This window comes from Stenotrophomonas rhizophila, from assembly GCF_020857975.1.
Taxonomy (GTDB): Bacteria; Pseudomonadota; Gammaproteobacteria; order Xanthomonadales; family Xanthomonadaceae; genus Stenotrophomonas; species Stenotrophomonas rhizophila_C.
Genome location: NZ_JACWUO010000015.1, coordinates 14,799 through 39,022 on the forward strand (window position 1 = coordinate 14,799; position 24,224 = coordinate 39,022).

The 24,224-nt window shown below is 68.3% G+C and carries 21 protein-coding genes; 4 read left to right on the forward strand and 17 right to left on the reverse strand.

The features are described 5' to 3' along the window. Positions 1-64: 64 nt before the first annotated feature. The 13 genes from IC535_RS14055 to IC535_RS14115 form a co-directional block, all read right to left on the reverse strand. Positions 65-3,229, reverse strand: coding sequence for an efflux RND transporter permease subunit (locus tag IC535_RS14055; protein ID WP_228887065.1), 3,165 nt, complete (start codon positions 3,227-3,229; stop codon positions 65-67). A 38-nt stretch (positions 3,230-3,267) separates the two neighbouring features. Continuing rightward, on the reverse strand, positions 3,268-4,257 hold the full coding sequence (locus tag IC535_RS14060) for an efflux RND transporter periplasmic adaptor subunit (RefSeq protein ID WP_228887066.1): 990 nt from the start codon (positions 4,255-4,257) through the stop codon (positions 3,268-3,270). After that, positions 4,254-5,564, reverse strand: coding sequence for a TolC family protein (locus tag IC535_RS14065; RefSeq protein ID WP_228887067.1), 1,311 nt, complete (start codon positions 5,562-5,564; stop codon positions 4,254-4,256). Before IC535_RS14065 ends, IC535_RS14060 begins: the two co-directional genes overlap by 4 nt. A gap of 56 nt (positions 5,565-5,620) precedes the next feature. Beyond that, positions 5,621-5,989, reverse strand: coding sequence for a DUF2946 family protein (locus tag IC535_RS14070; protein ID WP_228887068.1), 369 nt, complete (start codon positions 5,987-5,989; stop codon positions 5,621-5,623). 100 nt (positions 5,990-6,089) lie between these two features. Then, positions 6,090-7,871: a DUF885 domain-containing protein gene (locus tag IC535_RS14075; RefSeq protein ID WP_429000402.1), complete on the reverse strand. Its 1,782-nt coding sequence runs from the start codon at positions 7,869-7,871 to the stop codon at positions 6,090-6,092. 403 nt (positions 7,872-8,274) lie between these two features. Then, positions 8,275-8,622 carry a lipid-A-disaccharide synthase N-terminal domain-containing protein gene (locus IC535_RS14080; protein WP_228887069.1) on the reverse strand — a complete coding sequence of 116 codons (348 nt, stop codon included), beginning with the start codon at positions 8,620-8,622 and terminating at the stop codon, positions 8,275-8,277. Continuing rightward, entirely contained in the window at positions 8,616-9,338 is a 723-nt protein-coding gene (locus IC535_RS14085) for a glycosyltransferase (protein WP_228887070.1), read from the reverse strand. The genes IC535_RS14080 and IC535_RS14085 overlap by 7 nt, the downstream gene beginning before the upstream one ends. An 85-nt stretch (positions 9,339-9,423) precedes the next feature. After that, entirely contained in the window at positions 9,424-10,389 is a 966-nt protein-coding gene (locus IC535_RS14090) for an NAD-dependent epimerase/dehydratase family protein (protein WP_228887071.1), read from the reverse strand. A 91-nt stretch (positions 10,390-10,480) separates the two neighbouring features. Next, complete coding sequence (locus tag IC535_RS14095) at positions 10,481-10,789, reverse strand: helix-hairpin-helix domain-containing protein (RefSeq protein WP_228887072.1); 309 nt, start codon at positions 10,787-10,789, stop codon at positions 10,481-10,483. 34 nt (positions 10,790-10,823) lie between these two features. Beyond that, positions 10,824-11,747, reverse strand: a complete 924-nt coding sequence (locus IC535_RS14100; protein ID WP_228887073.1) for a ParB/RepB/Spo0J family partition protein — start codon at positions 11,745-11,747, stop codon at positions 10,824-10,826. Then, positions 11,747-12,544, reverse strand: a complete 798-nt coding sequence (locus IC535_RS14105; RefSeq protein WP_228887074.1) for a ParA family protein — start codon at positions 12,542-12,544, stop codon at positions 11,747-11,749. The genes IC535_RS14100 and IC535_RS14105 overlap by 1 nt, the downstream gene beginning before the upstream one ends. 211 nt (positions 12,545-12,755) lie before the next feature. Beyond that, complete coding sequence (rsmG, locus tag IC535_RS14110; protein ID WP_228887075.1) at positions 12,756-13,394, reverse strand: 16S rRNA (guanine(527)-N(7))-methyltransferase RsmG; 639 nt, start codon at positions 13,392-13,394, stop codon at positions 12,756-12,758. Positions 13,395-13,457: 63 nt separating this feature from the next. Beyond that, positions 13,458-14,057 (reverse strand): 4'-phosphopantetheinyl transferase family protein, encoded by a 600-nt coding sequence (locus IC535_RS14115; protein ID WP_228887109.1) that lies wholly within the window; start codon positions 14,055-14,057, stop codon positions 13,458-13,460. A gap of 90 nt (positions 14,058-14,147) precedes the next feature. Between IC535_RS14115 and IC535_RS14120 the strand changes: the two genes are divergently transcribed. Beyond that, complete coding sequence (locus tag IC535_RS14120) at positions 14,148-14,399, forward strand: GlsB/YeaQ/YmgE family stress response membrane protein (RefSeq protein ID WP_228887076.1); 252 nt, start codon at positions 14,148-14,150, stop codon at positions 14,397-14,399. A gap of 57 nt (positions 14,400-14,456) precedes the next feature. Here IC535_RS14120 and xth read toward each other — a convergent pair whose 3' ends face one another. The 4 genes from xth to IC535_RS14140 all read right to left on the reverse strand — a co-directional run bounded on the left by xth (position 14,457) and on the right by IC535_RS14140 (position 20,140). Further along, positions 14,457-15,224, reverse strand: a complete 768-nt coding sequence (gene xth, locus IC535_RS14125) for an exodeoxyribonuclease III (RefSeq protein WP_228887077.1) — start codon at positions 15,222-15,224, stop codon at positions 14,457-14,459. A gap of 168 nt (positions 15,225-15,392) precedes the next feature. Then, positions 15,393-16,808, reverse strand: coding sequence for a coniferyl aldehyde dehydrogenase (locus tag IC535_RS14130; RefSeq protein ID WP_228887078.1), 1,416 nt, complete (start codon positions 16,806-16,808; stop codon positions 15,393-15,395). A gap of 151 nt (positions 16,809-16,959) precedes the next feature. After that, positions 16,960-18,609: an MFS transporter gene (locus IC535_RS14135; RefSeq protein ID WP_228887079.1), complete on the reverse strand. Its 1,650-nt coding sequence runs from the start codon at positions 18,607-18,609 to the stop codon at positions 16,960-16,962. A 103-nt stretch (positions 18,610-18,712) separates the two neighbouring features. Continuing rightward, the gene (locus IC535_RS14140; protein WP_228887080.1) at positions 18,713-20,140 is read right to left on the reverse strand and encodes a DcaP family trimeric outer membrane transporter; all 1,428 of its coding nucleotides are present in this window, start codon (positions 20,138-20,140) and stop codon (positions 18,713-18,715) included. Positions 20,141-20,513: 373 nt separating this feature from the next. On the opposite strand from IC535_RS14140, the gene acs reads away from it, so the two are divergent. From acs to mntP, 3 genes are all read left to right on the forward strand, one after another. Continuing rightward, complete coding sequence (gene acs, locus IC535_RS14145) at positions 20,514-22,457, forward strand: acetate--CoA ligase (RefSeq protein WP_228887081.1); 1,944 nt, start codon at positions 20,514-20,516, stop codon at positions 22,455-22,457. A 125-nt stretch (positions 22,458-22,582) separates the two neighbouring features. Next, positions 22,583-23,248, forward strand: a complete 666-nt coding sequence (locus tag IC535_RS14150; RefSeq protein WP_228887082.1) for a response regulator transcription factor — start codon at positions 22,583-22,585, stop codon at positions 23,246-23,248. A gap of 387 nt (positions 23,249-23,635) precedes the next feature. After that, entirely contained in the window at positions 23,636-24,214 is a 579-nt protein-coding gene (gene mntP / locus IC535_RS14155; protein WP_228887083.1) for a manganese efflux pump MntP, read from the forward strand. Positions 24,215-24,224 lie beyond the last annotated feature (10 nt).

Sequence of the window (24,224 nt, forward strand, 5' to 3'; positions counted from 1 at the left end):
GGTCTGCCCGGGGCGCCTGTCGACGCATTTTCGCACGCCGCCCCGGCTGGGGCGGCGCGCGCCGTCACATCTCCTTGCGGTGCAACCAGCGGTACAGCACCGGCAGCAGCAGCAAGGTCAGCAGCGTGGACGACACGATCCCGCCGATCACCACGGTGGCCAATGGCCGCTGTACTTCCGAGCCGGCGCCGACGTTGAAGGCCATCGGCACAAAGCCCAGCGAGGCCACCAGCGCGGTCATCAGCACCGGCCGCAGCCGGCCCAGCGCACCTTCGCGCACCGCGTCGGCCAGCGGCAGGCCACCGTCGCGCAGGCTGCGCATGAAGCTGATCATCACCAGGCCATTGAGCACCGCCACGCCGGACAGCGCGATGAACCCCACCCCGGCCGAGATCGACAGCGGAATGCCGCGCGCGGCCAGGGCGAGCACGCCGCCGGTCAACGCCAGCGGCACGCCGCTGAACACGATCGCCGCGTCCTTGACCGAGCCGAAGGCCCAGAACAGCAGCGCGAAGATGATGATCAGGGTAACCGGCACCACCACCGCCAGGCGTTGGCTGGCCGAGATCAGTTGTTCGAAGCTGCCGCCATACTCGATCCAGTAACCGTTGGGCACCTGCACATCGCGGCCGATCGCCTGCTGCAGCGCGGTGACGAAACTGCCCAGGTCGCGGTCGCGCACGTTGGCGGTGACCACGATACGACGCTTGCCATTCTCGCGGTTGATCTGGTTCGGCCCTTCGCTGTTGGCCAGCGTGGCCAGCTCGCGCAACGGCACGGTGCGGGCGCTGCCGCTGGTGCCGCTGCCGGCGCGGCTGGATTCATCGGCGCCGTCGGCCAGTGCGGTCTCCAGCGATACCGGCAGGTCGGCCAGCGCGGCCGGGTCCTGGCGCAGGGCTTCGGGCAGGCGCACCACGATGTCGAAACGGCGGTCGCCCTCGAACAGCTGCCCTGCCACCTGCCCGCCCACCGCCGTGGCCACGGTGGACTGCACCAAGCCGGGGTTGAGCCCGTAGCCGGCCAGCGCGGTGCGGTTGGGGGTGACGGTCAGCAGCGGCAGGCCGCTGGTTTCCTCCACGCGTACGTCGGCCGCACCGGGCACCGTGCCGGCCACCGCGGCGATCCGCTTGCCCACCGACAGCAGCGTGTCCAGGTCATCGCCGAACAGCATCACCGCCACGTCGGCGCGCACCCCGGAAATCAACTCGTTGGTGCGCATCTGGATCGGCTGGGTGAACTCGTAGTTGTTGCCCGGCAGCTGCTCCACCGCCGTTTCCAGCTCGCCCAGCAGCGCGGCGCGCGGTTTGCGCGGGTCCGGCCAGTCCTTGCGCGGTTTCATCATGATGAAGGTGTCGGCCACCGAGGGCGGCATCGGGTCGGAGGCGACCTCGGGCGTGCCGATCTTGGAAAACACCTTGAGCACTTCCGGGAACTGCACCAGCCGGTTCTCGATCTGCACCTGCATCTGGATCGACTGGGTCAGGCTGGTCCCGGGGATGCGCATGGCGTGCATGGCCACATCGCCTTCGTCCAGGTTGGGCACGAACTCGCTGCCCAGCCGCGTGGCCAGCAGCCCACAGCCGACCACCAGCACCAGCGCGCCGGCCACCATCCAGCGCCCGCGCCGCAGGGCCAGCGCCAGCAGCGGTTCGTAGCGCCGGCGTACCCAGGCCATCAACCGGTTTTCCTTCTCCTGCACGCGGCCGCCGAGGAACAGTGCGATCGCCGCCGGGACGAAGGTCAGCGCCAGCACCATCGCCCCGCTCAGGGCCAGTACCACGGTGATCGCCATCGGGTGGAACATTTTTCCTTCCACCCCGGACAGCGCGAAGATCGGCAGGTACACCGCGGTGATGATGCCCAGGCCGAACAGGCTGGGACGGATCACTTCGGCGGTGGCGCTGGCGGTTTCGGCAAAGCGTTCGGCGCCGGTCATGTCGCGGCCCAGCGCGTGCTGGCGCTGGCCGAAACGGCGCAGGCAGTTTTCGATGATGATCACCGCACCGTCGACGATCAGGCCGAAGTCCAGCGCGCCCAGGCTCATCAGGTTGGCCGACACGCCGCCACGGGCCATGCCGGTGAGGGTGAACAGCATCGCCAGCGGAATCACCGCGGCGGTGATCAGCGCCGCGCGGAAATTGCCGAGCAGCGCGAACAACACCACGATCACCAGCAGCGCGCCCTCGACCAGGTTCTTGGCCACGGTGTCGATGGTGCGGTCCACCAGTGCGGTGCGGTCGTAGCTGGCGGTCACGGTGACGCCTTCGGGCAGGCTGGCCTGCGCCTGCCGCAACCGCGCCGCCGCGGCCTGGGCCACGTCGCGGCTGTTGGCCCCGATCAGCATCACTACCGTGCCCATCACCACTTCATGGCCGTTCTGGGTGGCCGCGCCGCTGCGCAGCTCCGGGCCGTCCTTGACCTCGGCCACGTCGTGCACGTGGATCGGCACGCCTTCGCGGCGGGCCAGCACGATGTTGCCGATCTCCTCCAGGTTGGCGACCTGGCCGGGAATGCGCACCAGGAACTGCTGGCCGTTGCGTTCGATATAGCCGGCACCGACGTTCTGGTTGTTGGCTTCCACCGCCTGCGCCACGTCTTCCAGCGTGAAGCCCAGCGCGCGCAGCCGCGCCGGGTCCGGGGTGATGTGCACCTGGCGCTGGAAACCGCCGATGGTGTTGACCTCGGTCACCCCGGGTACGTTGCGCAGCTGCGGACGGATCACCCAGTCCTGCAGGGTGCGCAGGTCGGTGGCGGTGTAGGCACTGCCATCGGGCTTGCGCGCCTTGGGATCGGCGTCGATGGTGTACATGAAGATCTCGCCCAGGCCGGTGGAGATCGGGCCCAGTTGCGGGTCCAGGCCGGCGGGGATCTGCGATTTGACCTGCTGCAGGCGTTCGGCCACCTGCTGGCGGGCGAAGTAGATGTCGGTGCCGTCCTCGAACACCACGGTGACCTGCGACAGGCCGTAGCGCGACAGCGAACGCGCCTGCTCCATGCGCGGCAGGCCGGCCATCACCGTTTCCACCGGGTAGGTGATGCGCTGTTCGGTTTCCAGCGGCGAATAGCCCGGCGCGGCGGTGTTGATCTGCACCTGGACATTGGTGATGTCCGGGGTGGCGTCGATCGGCAGCTTGGTGAAGCTCCAGATGCCCACCGCGACCAACGCCACGGTCAGGGACATCATCAGCCAGCGGTGGGCGACGGAGGCGGCAATGATGCGCTCAAGCATGACCGTGCCCTCCGCGATGCCAGGGCTGCAGCGCGCGCTCAATGTTCATGCGATGCCCCCGCCTTGCCGATGTCGGCCTTGACCACGTAGCTTTGCTCGACCACCACTTCCTCGCCCAGGGCCAGCCCGGACTGCACTTCGACCTTGCCGGCATCGCGCGCACCCAGCGTGACCGGGCGCGCGGTGTAGGTGTCGCCGCGGCGCACGAACACCACGTCCTTGCCGTCCAAGCTCTGCAGCGCGCTCAGCGGTACCACCTGCGCGGCCGGGGTGGAGGCGACCACGATGCGCGCCTTGACCGCCGCGCCCGGCCGCCACAGGCCATCGTCGTTGCGCAACGTGGCCCGCGCCACGGTGCTCTGGCTGGCGGTGGCGGTGCCGGGCAGCACGCGTTCGAGCGTGGTGGCCTGGCTGACCCCATCGGTCATCCGCGACACCGTGACCGGCACGCCGGCGGTGATGTGCTGGGTATCGTTGCCGAAGATATGCAGGTCCACCCACAGCGAAGACAGGTCGCCGATCTCGAACAACGGCGTGCCCTCGCCCGCCACCCCGCCGACCTGGGCCTGGCGCGCCAGCACCACGCCGGAAATCGGCGCACTGACGCTGTAGGTGGTCAGGCTGAGGTTGCTTTCGATGCTGGCCAGTACCTGGCCGGCACGCACCCGGTCGCCGACGTTGGCACGCAGTGAGCGGATCGGCCCGGGGAAGCGCGCCATTACCTGCGCCACGCGGCCATCGACCGGGGTCAGCAGGCCCTGTACATCGTGTTCGTCGGCGATGGTGCCGGCCGCCACGGGAGCCACGCGGATACCGGCCTGTTCGGCCATCGCCGCGGCGATGGTGGTGCTCTGTGGGGCGTCGTGGTCGTCCTGTTCGCCCTCGGCATGCCCGGCCTCAGCGTGGCCGGCATCGGCGGCGGTGTCGGCCGCTGCCACGGCGGGGGTGTCCCTGTTGCAGCCGCCCAGGGCCGACAGGGCAAGCAGCAGGCTGGCGGTGAGCGCCGTGCGGGATGCGGAAGTGGTCATCGGCGGTCCTCCGTGGACACGTGGCTGGGGGTGGGGGTATCGCCGGCGGCGAGCATGCCCTGCCCGGTGAGGCGCTGGATTTCGATCAGGGCGGTCTGCGCGGCGATCGCCGCCTCGCGCTGGCGCTGGCGCGCGTCGATGCGCATCGCCTGCAGCTGCGCCCATTCCATGTAGCTGATCGCACCGGCACGCCAGGCCTTTTCAGCGGCGTTTTCGGCGCGCTTGAGCTGCGGCAGCACATCGCTGGCCATGCGCGCCACTTCCAGCCGCGAGGTCAGGTAGCGGCCATGCGCTTCGGCCAGGGTGGCGTACAGTTGCAGCGCGCGCGCGTCGCGCTCCACGCTGTTGAGCGCCAGTTCGGCTTCGGCGGCGCGGATCTCGGGCGCGGCGCGCGCCACGCTGCCCAGCGGCAGGCTGAATCCGGCAACGAACGCGCTGTCGCGGCTGTCGCGGCTGTTGCGCACCCCCACCTGCCAGTTGAAGTCCGGGCGCGCGGCGGTACGCGCCAGTTGCACCTGCGCCTGGCGGATGCGGCGTTCGCCGGCCAGCACGGCCAGTTCCGGGGTGCGTTGCAGTTCGTCGGCGAGCGCGGCGAAATCCTGCAGTGCCGGCAGCTGCATCGGGTCGCCGGTGACCAGGTCGAAGCCGGGGTCGCGCTGCTTCCACAGCGCCGACAGCGCCATGCGCGCGGACTGGTCCATCTGCCGGGCGCGGTCGCGGTCCAGTTCGGCCTGGGCCAGCATCGCCTGGGCGGTGAACAGTACCGATTCGGGCGAGGCGCCGGCCTGCAGGCGCAGGCGTGCGGCGGCCACGGCGCGGCGGCGCTGTTCGATGTCGGTCTGCGCGATGGACAGTTGCTGGCGCGCATCGGTGACGGCCAGGTAGCGGCGCGCCACTTCGGCCATCAGGTCCAGCCGCGCGGTCTCGCGCTGCGGGGCCAGGCTGTCGATGTTGGCCTGGGCCACGGCACGGCGCGCATCCAGCTTGCCGCCCCGTTCGAGCACGCCGGCCAGGGTGACGGTGAGTTCGGTGGCCTTGAAGCCGCGGTTGCCACCGGTGCCCAGCGCGTTCTCCAGGTCCACGCCCAGGGTCAAGGGCGGGCGCAGCCCGGCTGCGTCGCGGCGTGCTTCCCAGACCGGGCGCTGGGCATCGACCAGGCGCAGCTCGGGGTGGTATTGGGCAACGCGCGCAAGCGCGTCATCAAGGGTGAGGGCAACAGGGGGCGACGTTGCCGCCGGCGCCGTGCCCTGCGCATGGGCGCCGGGCACGAACGCAAAGGCAGCCAAGGCTGCCAGACGCATCCACATGGGAAATCTCCAGATAACGGTTCAGATGGGCAAGCGCGGCACAGGGCCGCGTGGCATCAGGACGCTATCGGGGGGCGCAACACGCTCTCGGGCGGCTGGGTGCGCAGCTGCGTGGTCAACCCTGCCGGCAGGCTGTGCGCCGGCGCGGCCGGCAGCGCCCACGGCAGTGACGCCATCGGCAACACGCCGCCATGGCCGTGGCAATGCCCGCAATGGACCAGGACATGCAGCAGATCGCCATCGTCCTGCTCGGCATCGGTACCGTCCGGCGTGGCTGCATCGGCCGGCGCGGCATCGCTGTGCAGGCTGATGTGGATGTCGGCCAGGGCCGAGGCGGTGGCCGTGCCGAACACGCCCAGGCCCACGGCGACCAGCATCAGCAGGCGCAGCAGCAGGGACGGACGCGGGCGGGCATGGCGGTACATGCCGGCAGGGTAGCGGGCCGCTTGCGCGTTACACAATCGCAGCGGCCCGCATTGGTTCACATTGCCGGGCCGGCCACGCAGGGCCCGGCGGCTTGCCGGTTCAGCCGGCGGCCTTGCGTTCGGCGATATAGGCCTGGATCTGCGACTCCAGCACCGGCAGCGGTACCGAGCCCTGCTTGAGTACCGCGTCGTGGAACCCCTTGATGTCGAAACGCTCGCCCAGTTCCTGCTCGGCCTGCGCGCGCAGGCGCACGATGGCGATTTCGCCCAGCTTGTAACTCAGGGCCTGGCCCGGCCAGGAGATGTAGCGGTCCACTTCGGTGGTCACTTCATGCTCGCTCAGGGCGGTGTGGTCGCGCAGATAGGCGATCGCCTGTTCGCGGGTCCAGCCCTTGTGGTGCACGCCGGTATCGATCACCAGGCGCGCGGCGCGCCACATTTCGTAGGTCAGGCGGCCGAAATCCTCGTACGGGGTTTCGTAGATGCCCATCTCCACGCCGAGCTTCTCGCAGTACAGGCCCCAACCTTCGCCATAGGCGGAGATATAGGCATTGCGGCGGAACTCGGGCAACTGGCCCTGTTCGGCGGCCAGCGCACCCTGCAGTGCATGGCCCGGGTCGGATTCGTGCAGGGTCAGCGCCGGCAGGTTGTACAGCGGGCGCGCCGGCAGGTTGTAGGTATTGAGCCAATAGGTGCCCATGCCACCGCGGCCGGCGGTCCAGAACGGGGCGATGTCCGGCGGCACCGGCACGATGGTGAAGCGCGCGCGCGGCAGGGTCATGTACTTGCCGATCACCCCGTCCACGCGCTTGGAGATCCATGCGGCGCGATGCAGCAGTTCGCCGGGGGTCTTGGCGTAGAACTGCGGGTCGGTGCGCAGGAACGCCAGGAACTGCGCGAAGCTGCCCTTGAACTGTACCTGCTTGATGATGCCGTTCATTTCCTGCTGGATGCGCGCCACTTCCTTCAGGCCGATCTCGTGGATCTGCTGCGGGGTGAGGTCCAGCGTGGTGTATTGGTGGATCTGCTGCTTGTAGTAGGCCTTGCCATCGGGCATGGCTTCAGCGGCCAGGGTGGTACGTGCCTGCGGGACGTACTCCTCGACGAAGAAGGTACGCAGCTTGCCGAAGGCCGGCACCACGCTGCCGCTGATGGCCTGGCGGGCCTGGTCCTGCAGCTGTGCCTGCTCGGCGACCGGGATGCTGGACGGCAGCTTCCTGAAAGGCGCATAGAGCGGGGAGGCGGTCGGATCCTTCAGTTCGGACACGGTGGCGATCGAGACTTCGCGGCCATCGAGCACCGCGCGCGGCACGCTGAAACCGCGCTTGAGCCCGGCGCGCATGTTGTCGGTCTGCTGGTCGAAGTAGCGCGGCACGTCGTTGAGGCGCGCGATGTAGTTGCGGAAGTCCTGCGCGGTCTTCATCTCGCGGCGGGCCATGAACGAGAGGTTGGACCAGAACGAGGAATCGGCGTTGAACGGCATTTCATAGCCGCGCAGGCGCACCTCGGCGGCCAGGTTGAACACCTGGTCGCGGTAGATGGCGTAGTTGATCCGGTTGTCCGGCGACAGAGCCTGGACGTCGACCTTGTCCAGCTGGGCCAGTACCTGGTCCCAGACCTTCAGCCGGCCCTGCTGGGCGGCCGCGCCCACATCGGGCATACGGGTGGCATTGGCCGGGCCGTCGCCATCTTCGCTGGCCTCGCCACCGCCAGCCTGCCGCCATTTCCATTCGGTCTCGTAGATCGCCTTGAACTGCGCATCGGCGGCGCTTTCGGTGGCCAGGCTGGGCGGGGCCGCGGCCAGGGGGGCGGCCGGGGCGGGGGCGGCGCCGGCAGGCAGGGCCAAGGCGAACAGCAACGCAGCAACGAGCGGTGATTTCACGATCAGGGATTCCCGTGGGACGGCAAACCCCGATCATGGCACCAAGCCCGCGCCCGGGCATGGATCAAAGGTCCTGCCGCGCCCCATGACCTTCGGGCGCCATTGTGTGTGAACGCGTCGCCACGCGTGGGAACAGGGCCGCGCGCCCGATCACGCTTTTTGCGGGCAGGACCCGGGACCGGCCGCAGGCCGGGACCGCAGCGCCGAAGGCGTAGGTAAGCACCGACCCGTGGTCGGTGATCCCATCGCGTGCAGGACCCGGGACCAGCCGCAGGCCGAGACCGCAGCGCCAACGGCGCGGGTAGCCACCGACCGTTGGTCGGTGGTCGCGTTGCGCGCAGCCCACATTTCCGAAGCCGGCCACATCCGTGCCGACCAACCGTCGGCACCTACCGATAAGGCATCAATGCGCCGCCTTTTCCCGCCTCCAGCCACGGTGCTGGATATCCAGCTTCAGGCTGTACAGGGCGGTGAACGCCGGGAACAGGTTCTGCAGCACGCCCACCGAATCCTGCTTGGCCGAGAACAGGAAATAGCTCAGCGTCATCAGGCTGCCGACCACGCTCATGTACCAGAACAGGCGCGGGATCACCGGTTTGCCGGCGCGCCGGGAGGCCACGAACTGCACCAGCCAGCGGCCGCCGAACATCAGCGCGCCGGTGTACCCGATCAGCTTCCAGCCGGTCACGTGCAGGCCGGTCCAGTACAGCCAGGTCAGGGGTTGATCGAGCCAGTGCAATTCCATCAGCATTCTTCCACGGCGGTACGCCTGCTGCGCGCGATCAGCCAGGCCACCCCGCGCAGGTCGCGGATGCCGACCAGCGCGCGGCCCAGGTTGTTGTACTTGGATACCCCGGCGGTGCGGTGGCGGTGGTTGACCGGCACGCTGAGCGTGCTCCAGCCGGCGCGCTGCATCAGTGCCGGCAGATAGCGGTGCATGTGGTCGAAGTACGGCAGGTCCAGGAACGCGGCGCGCTCGAACAGCTTGATGCCGCAGCCGGTATCGGGGGTGTCATCGCGCAGCATGCGCGCGCGGATCGCATTGGCCCACTTGCTGGCCCAGCGCTTGCTGCCGCTGTCCTGGCGGTTGACCCGCCAGCCGGCAAACAGCTTGACCTGCGGCGGCGCGGCGGCGCGGGCGGCCAGCAGCCTGGGAATGTCGGCCGGATCGTTCTGGCCGTCGCCGTCGAGGGTGGCGATCCACGGCGCGCGGGCCTGCTTGACCCCGTTGCGCACCGCGGTGCTCTGCCCGCTCTGGCTGGCATGGTGCAGCACCCGCAGTTCCGGGGTGCCGGCCTTGAGCGCCTGCAGTACCGCCAGGGTGTCATCGCGCGAGTGGTCGTCGATGTAGACGATTTCGAAATCGAGCTGGCCACGCAGGGCCGCGGTGATCTCGCCGATCAGGGGGGTGACGTTGTCGCGTTCATTGAAGACCGGGACGACGACCGACAGTTGGGGGTGGCTCATGGTCGGGCTCTGCGAATGGCCAGGAACGAAAGAGCGCGCATTTTCCGCCGCGAAGGTTATCCGAAGATGAATCGGTGCGTGTGTGTCAGGCGTGATCGCCGAAATAATCCCGGCACCAGGCCACCACCGGCGGCAGGCCCTGGGCGATCGGCGTGGCCGGATCAAAGCCGAATGCGTCACGCGCACGGCTGGTATCGGCCATGGTGCGGACCATGTCGCCAGGCTGCATCGGCTTGTAGACCTTGTGCGCCGGCCGACCGGCCGCCGCCTCGATGATGCCGATGAACTGTTCCAGTTCGATCGGGGTGTGGTTGCCCAGGTTGAAGACACGGTGCGGCACGTCCTCGCCGGACGGATGCGCCAGCGCGCCGAGGATACCGGCCACGATGTCGGAGACATGTGTGAAATCGCGCTGCATCTTGCCGTCGTTGAACACCTCGATCGGGCGCCCGGCCAGCACCGCGCGCGAAAACAGCAGCGGCGCCATGTCCGGCCGGCCCCACGGGCCATACACGGTGAAGAAGCGCAGGCCGGTGGCAGGCAGGCCGTACAGCTGGGCGTAGGTGTAGGCCATCAGCTCGTTGGCGGCCTTGGTGGCCGCATACAGCGAGCGCGGCTTGTCGATGCGCTGGTCTTCGGAGAACGGCGGGGTGGCCGAGTCGCCGTACACCGAGCTGCTGGACGCATACACCAGGTGGGCCACGCCGCGGTGGCGGCACAGTTCGAGCATGTTGACGAAGCCGACCAGGTTGCTGTCGACATAGGCGTGCGGGTTTTCCAGCGAATAGCGCACGCCGGCCTGGGCGGCCAGGTGGATCACCCGGGTCGGCCCGACCTGGTCGAACAGCGCGGCCAGGCCGTCGCGGTCGGTCAGGTCCAGCACGCGGATGTCCGCGTCCGGGCACAGCGCCGCGACCCGGTCGCGCTTGATCTGCGGGTCGTAGTAGTCGTTGTAGTTGTCCAGGCCGACCACCGCCTCACCGGCATCGAGCAGGGCACGGACGGTGTTGGCACCGATGAAGCCGGCGGCACCGGTAACGAGGAGGGTCATGGGCGGCGTCCTGGGGATCTCAGGCGCATATTGTGCAACGGGTAGGCCGATCCGGCATGTCCGGCGGTCCATCGCGGGCACCGGCACCGATTCACCACAGGGTGAGCGGGGCGTCCTTGGCCAGGGTGGCCTTGCGTTCCTTGCTGAAGTCCCACCACGGCCGCGGGGCCTCGCCCTGCATGAACCGCACGATCGACAGGAACACGTCGATCACGCAGGGGTCGTGCATCACCCCGGTGCGCAGGCACAGCTGGGCGTACATGTCATAGGCGTCGCGGCCGCGCAGATGGGCGGGCACGCGGATGCCGATCAAACGAAGATCCTTCTCACAGGCCGGCCCGACATTCGGCAGGTCGGTCAGACGCAACAGATGGTTGCGGTCGACCTTGGTGGGGTTCATTGCTGGGGGGGAATCCTCTGGCGCGGGCGGGGACTCAGCCCTTCTGTGCGCGAAGTCGTTCGAGCACGCCGTCCAGCGTGTCCAGGTCGGTGTAATGGATGATCAGCTTGCCCTTGCCGCCACGGCCGTGGTTGATCGCCACGCGCGCGCCCAGCGATTCGGACAGCTCGGTCTCCAGCGAGGCGATGTCGGCCTGCGGGGCGCTGGCGGCCGGCTTCTTGCGCAGCGCGCCGGGCACCTTGCCGGCGGAAAACTGCTGCGCACGGTGTTCCACTTCGCGCACCGACCAGCCCTGATCGGCCGCTTCCTGGGCCAGCTTGCTGGCCAGCTCCGGCGCCAGCGTGAGCAGCGCGCGGGCATGGCCCATTTCCAGCCGGCGGGTTTCCAGCAGCAGGCGGATCGCGATCGGCAACTCGAGCAGGCGCAGCAGGTTGGACACCGCCGCGCGCGAGCGGCCGACGGCCTGCGCGGCCTCGGCGTGGGTCAGCGCGAATTCGCTGATCAAGCGCTGCAGCGCTTCGGCTTCTTCGAGCGGGTTAAGGTCTTCGCGCTGGATGTTCTCGATCAGCGCCATCGCGATGACGGTGCGGTCTTCCAGCTCGCGCACCACCACCGGCACTTCGTCCAGGCCGGCCAGCTGCGAGGCGCGCCAGCGGCGTTCGCCGGCGACGATCTCGAAGCTGTCGGGGCCGAGCTGGCGGACCAGGATCGGCTGGATCACGCCCTGCGCCTTGATCGATTCGGCCAGCTCGGCGAGCTTGGTTTCATCCATGTCGCGGCGCGGCTGGTACCGGCCCGGCTGCAGGTGGCCGACCGGCAGCCTGCGCAGCACTTCACCGGGCAGCGGTTCGACCACGGCGGCGGCCTGCACCTGGGTCACGGCGCCCTTGGGCCCCAGCAGCGCATCGAGGCCGCGGCCGAGGCCGCGTTTCTTGCCGAGGGCGGGCTTGGTGCTCATCAGGCGGTCTCCATGGCCTTGTCGGCCTTGTTGCGTTGTTGGTGGCGGCGGATGATTTCCCCGGCCAGGCCGAGGTAGGCAACGCCACCGCGCGAGGCACGGTCATAGCCGACGATGCTCTGCCCATGGCTGGGCGCTTCGGCCAGGCGCACGTTGCGCGGCACGATGGTGCGGAACACGCGGTCGCCGAAGTGGTCGGTCAGTTCGGCCGACACCGCGTTGGCCAGGTTGTTGCGCACATCGAACATGGTGCGCAGCACGCCCTCGATCTCCAGGGTGGGATTGAGGTTGGCGCGCAGCGCCTCGATGGTTTCCACCAGCGCGCTCAGGCCCTCCAGCGCGTAGTACTCGCACTGCATCGGCACGATCACCGAGTCGGCCGCGGCCAACGCGTTGAGGGTCAGCAGCGACAGCGCCGGCGGGCAATCGATCAGGATGTAGTCGTATTCGTCGCGGATCGGCGCCAGCGCGCGCTTGAGGCGCTGCTCGCGTTCGCCCTGGTCCATCAGCTGGATCTCGGCGGCGGTCAGGTCGATGTTGCCCGGCAGCAGGTCGAAGCCTTCCGGGGTGGTGACCCGGACTTCGGCCGCCGTGGCCTCGCCCAGCAGCAGGTCGCAGGTGGACGCGGCGACCTCACGCTTGTCCACCCCGCTGCCCATGGTGGCATTGCCCTGGGAATCGAGATCGACCAGGAGCACGCGCTTGGGTGCAGCAGCCAGGGAGGCGGCCAGATTGACGGCAGTCGTGGTCTTGCCGACGCCACCTTTCTGGTTGGCGATGGCGATGATGCGGGCCATGCGGGTGAGCCTCATCGGCAGGGAGTGGGACTGGTCATTATGCGTATATGGGGCGTGTCATGCACTGTGAGATGCGCGCCGGCCAACCCCCGCCCGGGCGCCTGCCGGCCAGGAGTGCGCCCGGTGGACACCGCAGCGGCTGCTGCGACAGGCGCTGACGCCGATATCCGGCAGCCCTTCGGCGGTGTCGCCGGCAACCCCACCGGGACGGTCAAGGACCGGCCACCACCACCAGATGGCGTTCGCCGGTCAATCCCGGAACATGCAGCGGCAGCACCTGCTCGACCCGCCAGCCAGCCGGCAGCTGGGCGATTTCCTCATGCGGATGGACGCCCTTCATCGCCAGCAGGCGCCCGCCCGGGCGCAGCAGGTGGCCGCCGACCTGGATGATCCCGGCCAGGGTGTCCATCGCGCGCGCGGTCAGGTGGTCGTAGGCGCCCGGCTCGGCCAGGGCCTCGGCGCGCGACTCGGCCACGCGCGCATTGGCCAGGCCCAGCTGGCGCACGGCCTCGCGCATGAAGCGGGCCTTCTTGCCATTGCTTTCGACCAGGGTCACCTGCAACTGCGGGCGGGCGATCGCCAGCGGGATGCCCGGCAACCCGGGGCCGGTGCCCAGGTCGGCCAGGCTGCCGCTCTCCAGGTAGGGCTGCATCGCCAGCGAGTCGAGCAGGTGGCGGGTGACCATCTCCAGCGGGTCGCGGATCGCGGTGAGGTTGTAGGTGCGGTTCCAGCGGTCGAGCAGGGCCAAGTAGGTCAGCAGCGGCGGCGCCAGCGCGGCGTCCAGGTCCATCGCGGCCAGGCCACGCGCGAGCGCCTCGGCCACGCCGGCCGGAAGTGTGTGTTCGGTCATGGACGCATTATCGCAGGTCGGCTGTCATCCCGGCGTCCGCCCAGCGGCCGTGCGGGACGGCAATCAGAGCGCGTGGAAGGCCAACGCGGCGCGGAAATCGTCGGCCGCCTGCCATTCGTGCAGCTGCCAGCGCGCCGCCGCGCCCAGTTCCGGGTCGCACCAGGCCAGCTGCAGCGCACCGGCCGGGTCCGGGGCCAACCGCAGGCGGTGCAGGCCGAACGAGATGCCCTGCCCCTGCGCCTTGAGGATGGCTTCCTTGGCGCACCAGACCCGGAAGAACCAGGGATTGCGGGCAACCTCGTCCAGGCCCAGCAGCCAGTCCTGCTCGGCCGGGTGGAAGAAGCGTTCGATGATCTCGGCCATGCGCGGCCGCGGCCGCAGCGGCTCCAGGTCCACGCCCAGCCGCACGCCCTCGCCCAGCGCCACCAGCAGCCGGCCATGGCTGTGGCTCCAGCCGGTGCCCAGGTGCGCCAGCGGGCCATGCAGTTCCGGCCGGCCGCGGGCATCGCGCTGCAGCGGCAGGCTGCCCGGCGCGGCGCCAAGCTGTTGCGCCAGCAGTACCCGGGCCTGCGGTTCGCCGCGGGTGCCGTTGACGTGCGGCAGGCACCAGACCGTGACCGGGCCGAACCGCCACGGGCCGCCCAGGATTGCCGGCAGGGTCATGCCCACCCCCGGCGCACGGGACTGCACGGCGACTTCACGGGGGTTGCCGTCAACTGGCGCGGTCGTACACGCAAACCGGGAGTCAAGGCTATGGGCATCATCATCTGGTTGATCGTCGGCGGCATCGTGGGCTGGCTGGCCAGCATCATCATGAAGCGCGACGCGCAGCAAGGCATCATCCTCAACATCGTGGTGGGCATTATCGGTGCACTGCTGGCCGGCTGGCTGTTCGGCGGCGGCATCAACGAAGCGATCACCATTCGTACGTTCCTATTCTCGTTGATCGGCGCGGTGATCCTGCTGGCGATCGTGAACCTGTTTACGCGCAAGAGCGTGCGCTGACCGGATCGCTGTGGATGCGGACACAAGGCCCGGCATTGCCGGGCCTTGTTGTATCGGTCAGCCCAGCTGCACCCATGCCGGCGCATGGTCGCTGGGGCGCTCCCAGGTGCGTGGCTCGCGGTCGATACCCGAGGCAGTCGCGCGCGCCTTGAGCGCGTCGGACACCAGGATCAGGTCGATGCGCAGGCCCAGGTTGCGGCGGAAGCCGGCGGCGCGGTAATCCCACCAGCTGAACACCCCTTCCTCCTCGCTGTGCAGGCGGAACGCATCGTGCAGGCCCAGCTGCAGCAGTTTGTTGAGCGCGCCGCGCTCGGCGGTGGAGGTCAGGATGTGGTTTTCGTTCCACACCAGCGGGTCGTGCACGTCGCGCGCGTCCGGGGCGATGTTGAAATCGCCCATCACCACCAGTTCGGGGTACTGCTGCAGTTCGGCCGCCACCCAGGCCTGCACGGCCTCCAGCCAGCGCAGCTTGTAGGCGTACTTGTCGGTACCGACGTCCTGGCCGTTGACCACGTACAGGTTGATGATGCGTACCCCGCCCACGGTGCCGGCGATCACGCGCTTCTGCTCGTCCTCGAACCCGGGAATGCCGATCTGCACGTCCTGCGCCGGTTCGCGCGACAGCAGCGCGACGCCGTTGTAGGTCTTCTGCCCGGCAAACACGCTGCGGTAGCCCAGCCCGGCCAGCACCGCATCGGGGAACTTGTGGTCCTCCATCTTGGTTTCCTGGATACCGACCACATCCGGCGCGAACGCGGTGAGCCACTGTTCCAGGTGCGGCAGGCGCACGTTGAGCGAATTGACGTTCCAGGAGGCGATTTTCATGGGGATCATTCTACCTGCGGGGCACCGGCGCGGTGGGTACCCCGCGCGCTGCGGCCATGTACCGACCAACGGTCGGTACCTACCCGGCGCGGTAAACCAACGGTCGGTACATGGCCGGTGCGGTAGCCACCGACCGTTGGTCGGTGGGCCGGGATCGGTGGGCCGGGATCACCGCAACAGCACCTTCAACATGCCGGCAATCTTCGAATACGGCGGCTTGAGCAGGTCGCTGGCCGCCCAGCGCGACTGCCACAGCACCGGCAGCCGCTTGCTCAGCCCGTCGAAGCCGGCACGGCCGTGGTAGGCGCCCATGCCGCTGGGGCCGACGCCACCGAACGGCAGGCCGTTGATGGCGAAGTGCAGCAAGGTGTCGTTGACGGTGACGCCGCCGGCCACGATCCGGCCCAGCACGCGCTCGACCACCTCACGCTGCTGGCTGAACACATACAGCGCCAGCGGCCGGTCGCGCGCCTCCACCCCGGCCAGCGCGGCGTCCAGGTCCGGATAGGCGCAGACCGGCAGGATCGGGCCGAAGATCTCTTCCTGCATCAGGTCCAGGTCGGCCGGCGGGTCGAGCACGATGGTCGGCACCATCAGACGTTCGCGCGCGGCCCGTTCCGGATCGACCGTGGCCAGCTCGATCACCGGCACCCCGCGTGCGCGGGCCTGGTCCAGGTAGCCGCGCAGGCGCCGGTACTGGCCCTCGTGGATGATCCGGGTGTAATCGGCGGCATCGCTGAAATCGCCGTAACGCGCGCGTACCTGGGTCTGCAACTGCTGCACCAGTTCGCGCTGGCGGGCGCCGTCGATCAGCACGTAATCCGGCGCGATGCAGGTCTGCCCGGCGTTGAACCATTTGCCGGTGGCCAGGCGCGCTGCCGCCCTGTCCAGCGGATAGTCGCTGCACACGATCGCCGGGGACTTGCCGCCCAGTTCCAGGGTCAGCGGGGTCAGGTGCGCGGCGGCGGCGGCCATGACCTTGCGCCCGACCGCGGTGGAGCCAGTGAATACCAGGTGGTCCAGCGGCGCGCTGGCCAGCGCGCTGGCCAGCGCTGCATCGCCCTGCACCACCGCTACCCGGGCGGGCGGGAACACCTCGGCCAGCAGCGCCTGCAGGAACGCGCTGGTGCGCGGGGTGTGTTCGGAGGGTTTGAGGATGACGTGGTTGCCCGCCGCGATCGCGGTGGCCAGGGGGATCAGCGCCAGGTTGACCGGGTAGTTCCACGGCGCGATCACCCCGACCACGCCCAGCGGTACCGGCCGGAGCTGCGCGCGCGCCGGCCAGAACCGCCAGCCGACGCCAACCCGGCGCGGCCGCGCCCAGCGCCGCAGGTGCGCGCGCAGGTGGTCGATCTCGCCAAGCACGGTCATCCCATCGGCGATCAGGGATTCGCGGGTGGAGCGGTGGCCGAAATCGGCCGCGATCGCCTCGGCCATCTGCGGCAGGCGCGCCTTGAAGGCCATGCGCAGGCGCAGCAGATCATCGTCGCGCTGCGCCAGCGACGGACGGTTGGCCTGCCAGGCGGCACGCAAGGCATGCAGGATCGCGGGAAGCGCGAGGGGATCGGTAGGGGCATCGCTCATGGGCCGACTATAGCGGCAGCACCTGTGATGGCAGGATCGGGGCGCGTCTCCGAAAGTGCATGGGGAGCCGGCCAGCGGCCGGCACTACCCGAAACGCGAAAAGGGCCGCGATTGGCATCGCGGCCCTTTGTTCGTGTGGTGCGAACCAACGTTACAGCGTGATATCCACCCCGCGCGTCTCGCGCAGGAACAACCCGCCGACCACGACCGTCATCAACGCGATGATGATCGGGTACCACAGGCCGTAGTACAGGTTGCCGGTGCCGGCCACCAGCGCGAAGGAAATCGCCGGCAGGAAGCCGCCGAACCAGCCGTTGCCGATGTGGTACGGCAGCGACATCGAGGTGTAGCGGATGCGGGTCGGGAACAGCTCGACCAGGTAGGCGGCGATCGGGCCGTAGACCATGGTCACGTACAGCACCAGCAGCCACAGCATGAAGATGGTGCCGGGGATGTTGATGCGCGCGTTGTCGGCCTTGGCCGGGTAGCCGGCCGCGGTGAGCGCGCCCTTCAGCTCGCCACCGAAGGCATCGGCCTTGGCCTTGAGTTCGTCCTTGGTCAGGCCGGCCGCCTCGAACGAACCGACCTTGCTGCTGCCCACCTGGACCTGGGCCAGCGAACCGGCCGGTGCCGGCTGTACTTCATAGGGCACACCGGCCTTGGTCAGGGCCGCAGTGGCCACGTCGCAGGAGCTGGTGAACTTGCGCATGCCGACCGGATCGAACTGGAACGAGCAGGTGCTCGGGTCGGCCACGACCAGGGCCGGCGAGTTGGTGCGCGCTTCTTCGATGGCCGGGTTGGCGAAGTGGGTCAGGCCCTTGAAGATCGGGATGTAGGTGACGGCGGCCAGCAGGCAGCCGGCCAGGATGATCTTCTTGCGGCCGATACGGTCCGACAGCCAGCCGAAGAAGATGAAGAACGGCACACCCAGCGCCAGCGCGGCGGCGATCAGCAGGTAGGAGGTAGTGGCGTCGACCTTGAGCATGCTGCTCAGGAAGAACAGCGCGTAGAACTGACCGCCGTACCAGACCACCGCCTGGCCGGCGGCAGCACCCAGCAGCACCAGCAGCATCAGCTTGAGGTTGCCGCCCTTGAGGCTGTCACGGAACGGGGTCTTGGAGCCCTTGCCTTCGGCCTTCATCTGCTGGAACAACGGCGATTCGCTCAGCTGCAGGCGGATCCACACCGACACGCCCAGCAGCACGATCGAGACCAGGAACGGAATGCGCCAGCCCCAGGCTTCGAACGCCTCGTTGCCGAGGAAGTAGCGGCAGGCCAGGATGATCAGCAGCGACATGAACAGGCCCAGCGTGGCGGTGCACTGGATGAAGCTGGTGTACAGGCCGCGCTTGTCGGCCGGTGCATGTTCGGCCACGTAGGTGGCCGCGCCACCGTACTCGCCGCCCATCGCCAGGCCCTGGGCCAGGCGCAGGATGATCAGGATCACCGGGGCGGCAAAGCCGATCGAGGCGTAGTTGGGCAGCACGCCGACCAGGAAGGTCGAGATGCCCATGATCAGGATGGTGACCAGGAAGGTGTACTTGCGGCCGATGCGGTCGCCGAGGCTGCCGAAGAAGGCCGCGCCGAACGGGCGCACGAAGAAGCCGGCCGCGAACGCCAGCAGCGCGAAGATCATGCCGGTGGTTTCGTTGACGCCGCTGAAGAACTGCTTGGCGATGATCGCCGCCAGCGAGCCGTACAGGAAGAAGTCGTACCACTCGAAGACGGTGCCCAGGCTGGACGCGAAGATGACCTTCTTGTGTCCCTGGGTAAGTGTTGCGGGTGCAGGTGTTGTTGACATGGGAAGCATCCCCTCGGTAGTGCCGACCGTAGGTCGGCAATCGCAGTGTTGGTCGGGTGGTTTCTAATTCTGTAGGTGCCGACCGTTGGTCGGCACACATTTTCTAGAAGCTGTATTTCGTGGTGAACTGCAGGCGGTTGATGTCGCCCTTGCGTCCATCCTCGATCTCACGCACGCCATACATGTACTCGGCACCGATATCGACCTTGGGCATCGGGGTGTAGAACACGTTGCCGCGGATGCTCTGCACGCTCTTGGTGACCAGCGGGCCCAGGCTGCCGTCGTTGTCGTAGTCGCTGCGCGCATAGATCAGGTTGGTGCGCAGCTTGGGGGTGAAGGCGTGGCGCCAGCCGACGTAGCCGGCCAGTACCCCGGTCGGGTTGAGTTCGTCGCGGGCCACGTCGTAGGCGGTGTCGGCGGTGATACCCAGGCCGACGTAGCGGGCGATGCCTTCGCCGCCGCTGAGCTGGTAATGCAGGGTATCGCTGCCGCCCATCACCCACTTGCCGCCCAGGGTCAGGCCGCCGCCGATCTTGTCGACGTTGACGCCGGTGGTCTGGTTGTCGATCTTCAGCTGCCGCACCACGCCGCCGACGCCGAAGGTGCCCCAGTCGCCCTTCCAGCCATAGCGCAGGGTCAGGTCCGGCAGCGAACCGCGGTCGGAGTTGCTGGACGCATTGGTCCAGGCCCCGGTCACCAGGTTGCGGGCGCCGGTGAGCACGGTGGTCTCCGGGTTTTCCAGGGCCACGCTGAAACCGCCCTGGGTGTAGCGGATCTGTGCCTGGCGCACGAACAGCACGCCGTCGGTGGGGCCGACGAAATCGGCCGCTTCCGGCAGCGAGGCGGCATCCATGAAGTTGGACCAGGTCTGGCCGGCCAGCCAGTTGTTCCAGTACATGTAGGCGTGGCGCAGGGTCACCCCATAGGTGTTGGTGGCGGTCTGGTTGCCCAGCGAGTTGCCGAAGAAGTCCATCTCGAAGAACGCACCGGCCTTGTTGCCGGCATCGCTGACGTTGTCGATGCCCAGGTTGAAGCGCGAGAACTTGGCGTGGGCGTTGTAATCCACGTCCGAGCGCTCGCCGCTGCCGCCGGCGCCGGCCACCGGGGTCTGCCCCGGCAGGTACAGCGCACGGCCGGTAGCATCGTCGGCAAGCTGGCCGTCGCCGGTCTGGGTGGCCATGAAGTCGGCCTTGATGAAGCCGCCGATCTTGACCGTGGTGCCCGGCGCGGCGCCCGGGGTGATGGTGGTGACCTGGATCGGCTGCTTGCCGGCCGGCACCTGCGCGGCCAGCGGCTGCTGGGCCTGCACCGTCTTCACCGCGGTGACGTCGGTCTGCGCCTGGCTGATCTGGGTCTGTTGCTGCTGGCTGGTGGATACCAGCATCTGCACCTGGCGCTCCAGCTCGGCGATGCGTGCTTCCAGCGCCTTCTCTTTGGCGGTGTCGGCCCACGCCACGCCTGGCGCGATCAATGCAACGAACAGGGCGGCCGCCAATGGCCGGCGTGTCGTCTTAAGTAAACGGTGGCTCATGTTGCCCTCTCTCCCGGGTGGCAATGCGAACGCCGCGCTGGGCACGGTCGAGCCGACAGTGCGGCCGATTGACGCATCCCGCTATTGGCCATTGGTCGTACGACCCGGGCGCCGCAGGCAGCTGGGTAGGACCGACCCATGGTCGGGCTGCCCCGGCTCGTGCCCATGGCCCGGATGCCCTGAGTCGCGCCCCATAGGTCGGGATGCCTCGGGGTCGGGATGCCCCGGTCCGTGACCAACCGCCCTCCCGGCTACGACCATGGTCTATGCCCCCAGGCAACGCGAAGGCGGGCGGATGCGGCAAACTGAGGGGGATGGATCGCGGGTTATGCTGCGATCGCACAACCCAAGTCCTAGTGCAAGTGAGGGTGCCATGGCCGATCTTTACCCCGTCAAGGCGGATTTTTCCGCCAGGGCGCGCATTGACAAGAACACCTACGACACGCTCTACCGCGAGTCGGTAGAGAACCCGGATGCATTCTGGGGCAAGGCCGCGCAGCGCCTGCAGTGGTTCAAGCAGCCGACCACGATCAAGAACGTCAGCTACGACCTCGATGACTTCCGGATCAAATGGTTCGAGGACGGCGAGCTCAACGCCAGCGTGAACTGCCTGGACCGCCACCTGCAGCAGCGCGGCGACAAGGTGGCGTTGCTGTTCGAGCCGGACAGCCCGGACGCGCCCTCCAGGGGCGTGACCTACCGTGAGCTGCATGAGCGCGTCTGCCGGCTGGGCAATGCGCTGCGCAACCTCGGCGTGGTCAAGGGCGACCGGGTCACCATCTACCTGCCGATGATCGTCGATGCGGCCGTGGCCATGCTCGCCTGCGCGCGCATCGGGGCAGTGCACTCGGTGGTGTTTGGCGGGTTTGCGCCGAACTCGATCGCCGACCGGGTGATCGACTGCGGCAGCAAGCTGATCATCACCGCCGACGAAGGCCTGCGCGGTGGCAAGAAGATCCCGCTCAAGGCCAACGTCGATGCCGCACTGAAGCTGCCCGGCACCACCACCGTGGAAACGGTGCTGGTGGTGCGCCACACCGGCGGTGCGGTGGACATGCAGGCCCCGCGCGACCGCTGGTTCCACGATGTGGTCGATCCGCAGCCGGCGCAGTGCGAGCCGGAGCGGATGAACGCCGAAGATCCGTTGTTCATCCTCTACACCTCCGGTTCCACCGGCAAGCCCAAGGGCGTGCTGCATACCACCGGCGGTTACCTGCTGTATGCGGCCTACACCCACGAGGCGGTGTTCGACCTGCGCGAAGACGACATCTACTGGTGCACCGCCGACGTCGGCTGGGTCACCGGCCACAGCTACATCGTGTACGGGCCGCTGGCCAACGGCGCCACCTCGCTGATGTTCGAGGGCGTGCCGAACTTCCCCAGCACCTCGCGCTTCTGGGAGGTGATCGACAAGCACCAGGTCAGCATCTTCTACACCGCACCGACGGCGATCCGCGCGTTGATGCGCGAAGGCGATGCGCCGGTCAAGCGCACTTCGCGCGCGTCGCTACGCCTGCTCGGCAGCGTCGGCGAGCCGATCAACCCGGAAGCCTGGCGCTGGTATTACGAGGTCATCGGCGACAGCCGCTGCCCGATCGTGGATACCTGGTGGCAGACCGAAACCGGCGGCATCCTGATCTCGCCACTGCCGGGCGCGGTGGACCTCAAGCCGGGCTCGGCCACCCTGCCGTTCTTCGGCGTGCAGCCGGCGCTGGTCAATGCCGATGGCGAAATCAAGGACGGCGCCACCGAAGGCAACCTGATCATCCGCGATTCGTGGCCGGGCCAGATGCGCAGCGTCTACGGCGACCACCAGCGTTTCATCGACACCTATTTCCGCACCTACCCGGGCAGCTACTTCACCGGCGACGGGTGCCGCCGCGATGACGACGGCTACTACTGGATCACCGGCCGCGTCGACGATGTGATCAATGTCTCCGGCCACCGTATCGGTACCGCCGAGGTGGAAAGCGCGCTGGTTTCGCACCCGAAGGTGGCAGAAGCGGCCGTGGTCGGCTTCCCGCACGACATCAAGGGCCAGGGCATCTATGCCTATGTCACCCTGATCGCGGACGAAACGCCGAGCGAGGAGCTGCACAGGGAACTGGTGGCCTGGGTGCGCAAGGAGATCGGCCCGATCGCCGCACCCGACCACCTGCAATGGGCGCCGGGCCTGCCCAAGACCCGCTCTGGCAAGATCATGCGCCGCATCCTGCGCAAGATCGCCGAGAACGCGCCGGACCAGCTCGGCGACACCTCGACCCTGGCCGACCCGTCGGTAGTGGCCTCGCTGGTGGAAGAACGAAAAGTGAAATAACCCTTCACCGTGGCGGCCCAGGATGGGGCCCGTGGTGATCCGCGTGGAGGGACGCGGGTCACCATTGGAACGCAATCCTGCACACGGTCACGGTGCCTGCCGGCTCCATCTGGTTAGCTATCCCCATGACAACCCTCCTGATTGCCGATGACCACCCGCTGTTCCGCGAAGCCCTTCGCGGCGCGGTGCAACGGGTCATTCCCGGTGTGCAGCTGTATGAAGCCGACAGCGTGGAAGCGCTGTACCAGCTGGCCGACCAGCACACCGACGCCGACCTGGTGCTGATGGACCTCAACATGCCCGGCGCGCAGGGCTTCAACGCACTGGTGCACATGCGTGCGCTGCACCCGCAGCTGCCGGTGGTGGTGGTCTCCGCGCGCGAAGAGCCGACCGTGATGCGTCGCGCGCTGGACCATGGCGCGTTCGGCTTCATCCCCAAATCCGCCGATTCGGACACCATCGGCCATGCGCTGGGCACCATTCTGGATGGCGAGACCTGGGCGCCGCCGGAGGCGCACACCGTGCCGCCGACCGGGCGCGAGGAACGCGAGATCGGCCAGCGCCTGCGCGAACTGACCCCGCAGCAGTTCCGCGTGCTGCAGATGCTCGGCGTCGGCCGCCTCAACAAGCAGATCGCCTACGACCTCAACGTCTCCGAAGCGACCATCAAGGCCCATGTCACCGCGATCCTGCGCAAGCTCGGCGTCACCAACCGTACCCAGGCGGTGCTGATGGCCGGCAAGCTGGCCATCGACGACGAGCAGATCGTGTTGCCGCCCGAAGAGGAGTAGATCCACGCCATGCGTGGATGGCGCGATGCCGGAATGCCGGCGGCATTGTTCAAAGGTCATGCCCTGCCGAACGTTGCGGCGCCATCGGCAGTCGGCTGGGGCGCGACCCTACCGGCACTGCCTTATAGCCAGAGCTATGAATTCCAGAGTTACCTGCGCAATTCGCCGTAGCCGCTGCAATCCGCGCACCCGGTGCTAAGCTTCGCGTCCCCTTGGGGAGTAGCCGGATTCCTGCTGAAGGAATCGCCCGCATCAACATGCTCGGCCAGTGCGCCGTGGTGCGGGCAACCATCTTGGTTGGCGAGACCAGCGGTCCGCGTGCGCAACGACAGGTTGGGCGCGTCCGCGGTCCGTTGCCCGCCATCGCCCGACCTGCCGCGTACCCCGATGTCTCCTGTTTCGATCCTGCTGATCGGCTTTGCCATGTCCACCGATGCCTTCGCCGCGGCGATCGGCAAGGGCGCGGCCATGCGCAAGCCCCGCTTCTCCGATGCGCTGCGCGCCGGCCTTATTTTCGGCGTCATCGAAGGCATCACGCCGGTGATCGGCTGGCTGCTCGGCCGCGCCGCCCTGCAGTACGTGGAGGCCTTCGATCACTGGATCGCCTTCGGCCTGCTCGGTGCGCTGGGCGTGCACATGATCATCAACGGCCTCCGCTCCGAGCACGAAGCCGACGAGGAAGACAGCAGCAGGCACCACGGTTTCTGGCGGCTGGCGGTGACCGGCCTGGCCACCAGCATCGATGCGATGGCGGTGGGTATCGGCCTGGCCTTCCTCGATGTGAACATCGGCGTGGTGGCCCTGGTGATCGGCCTGTGCACGCTGACCATGGTCACCTGCGGGATCATGCTCGGCCGGGTACTGGGCAACATGGCCGGCAGGCGCGCGGAGATCGTCGGCGGCGTGATCCTGATCATCATCGGCGCCACCATCCTGTACGAACACCTCAACGGCGCGATGGGCTGACCGCGCGCCG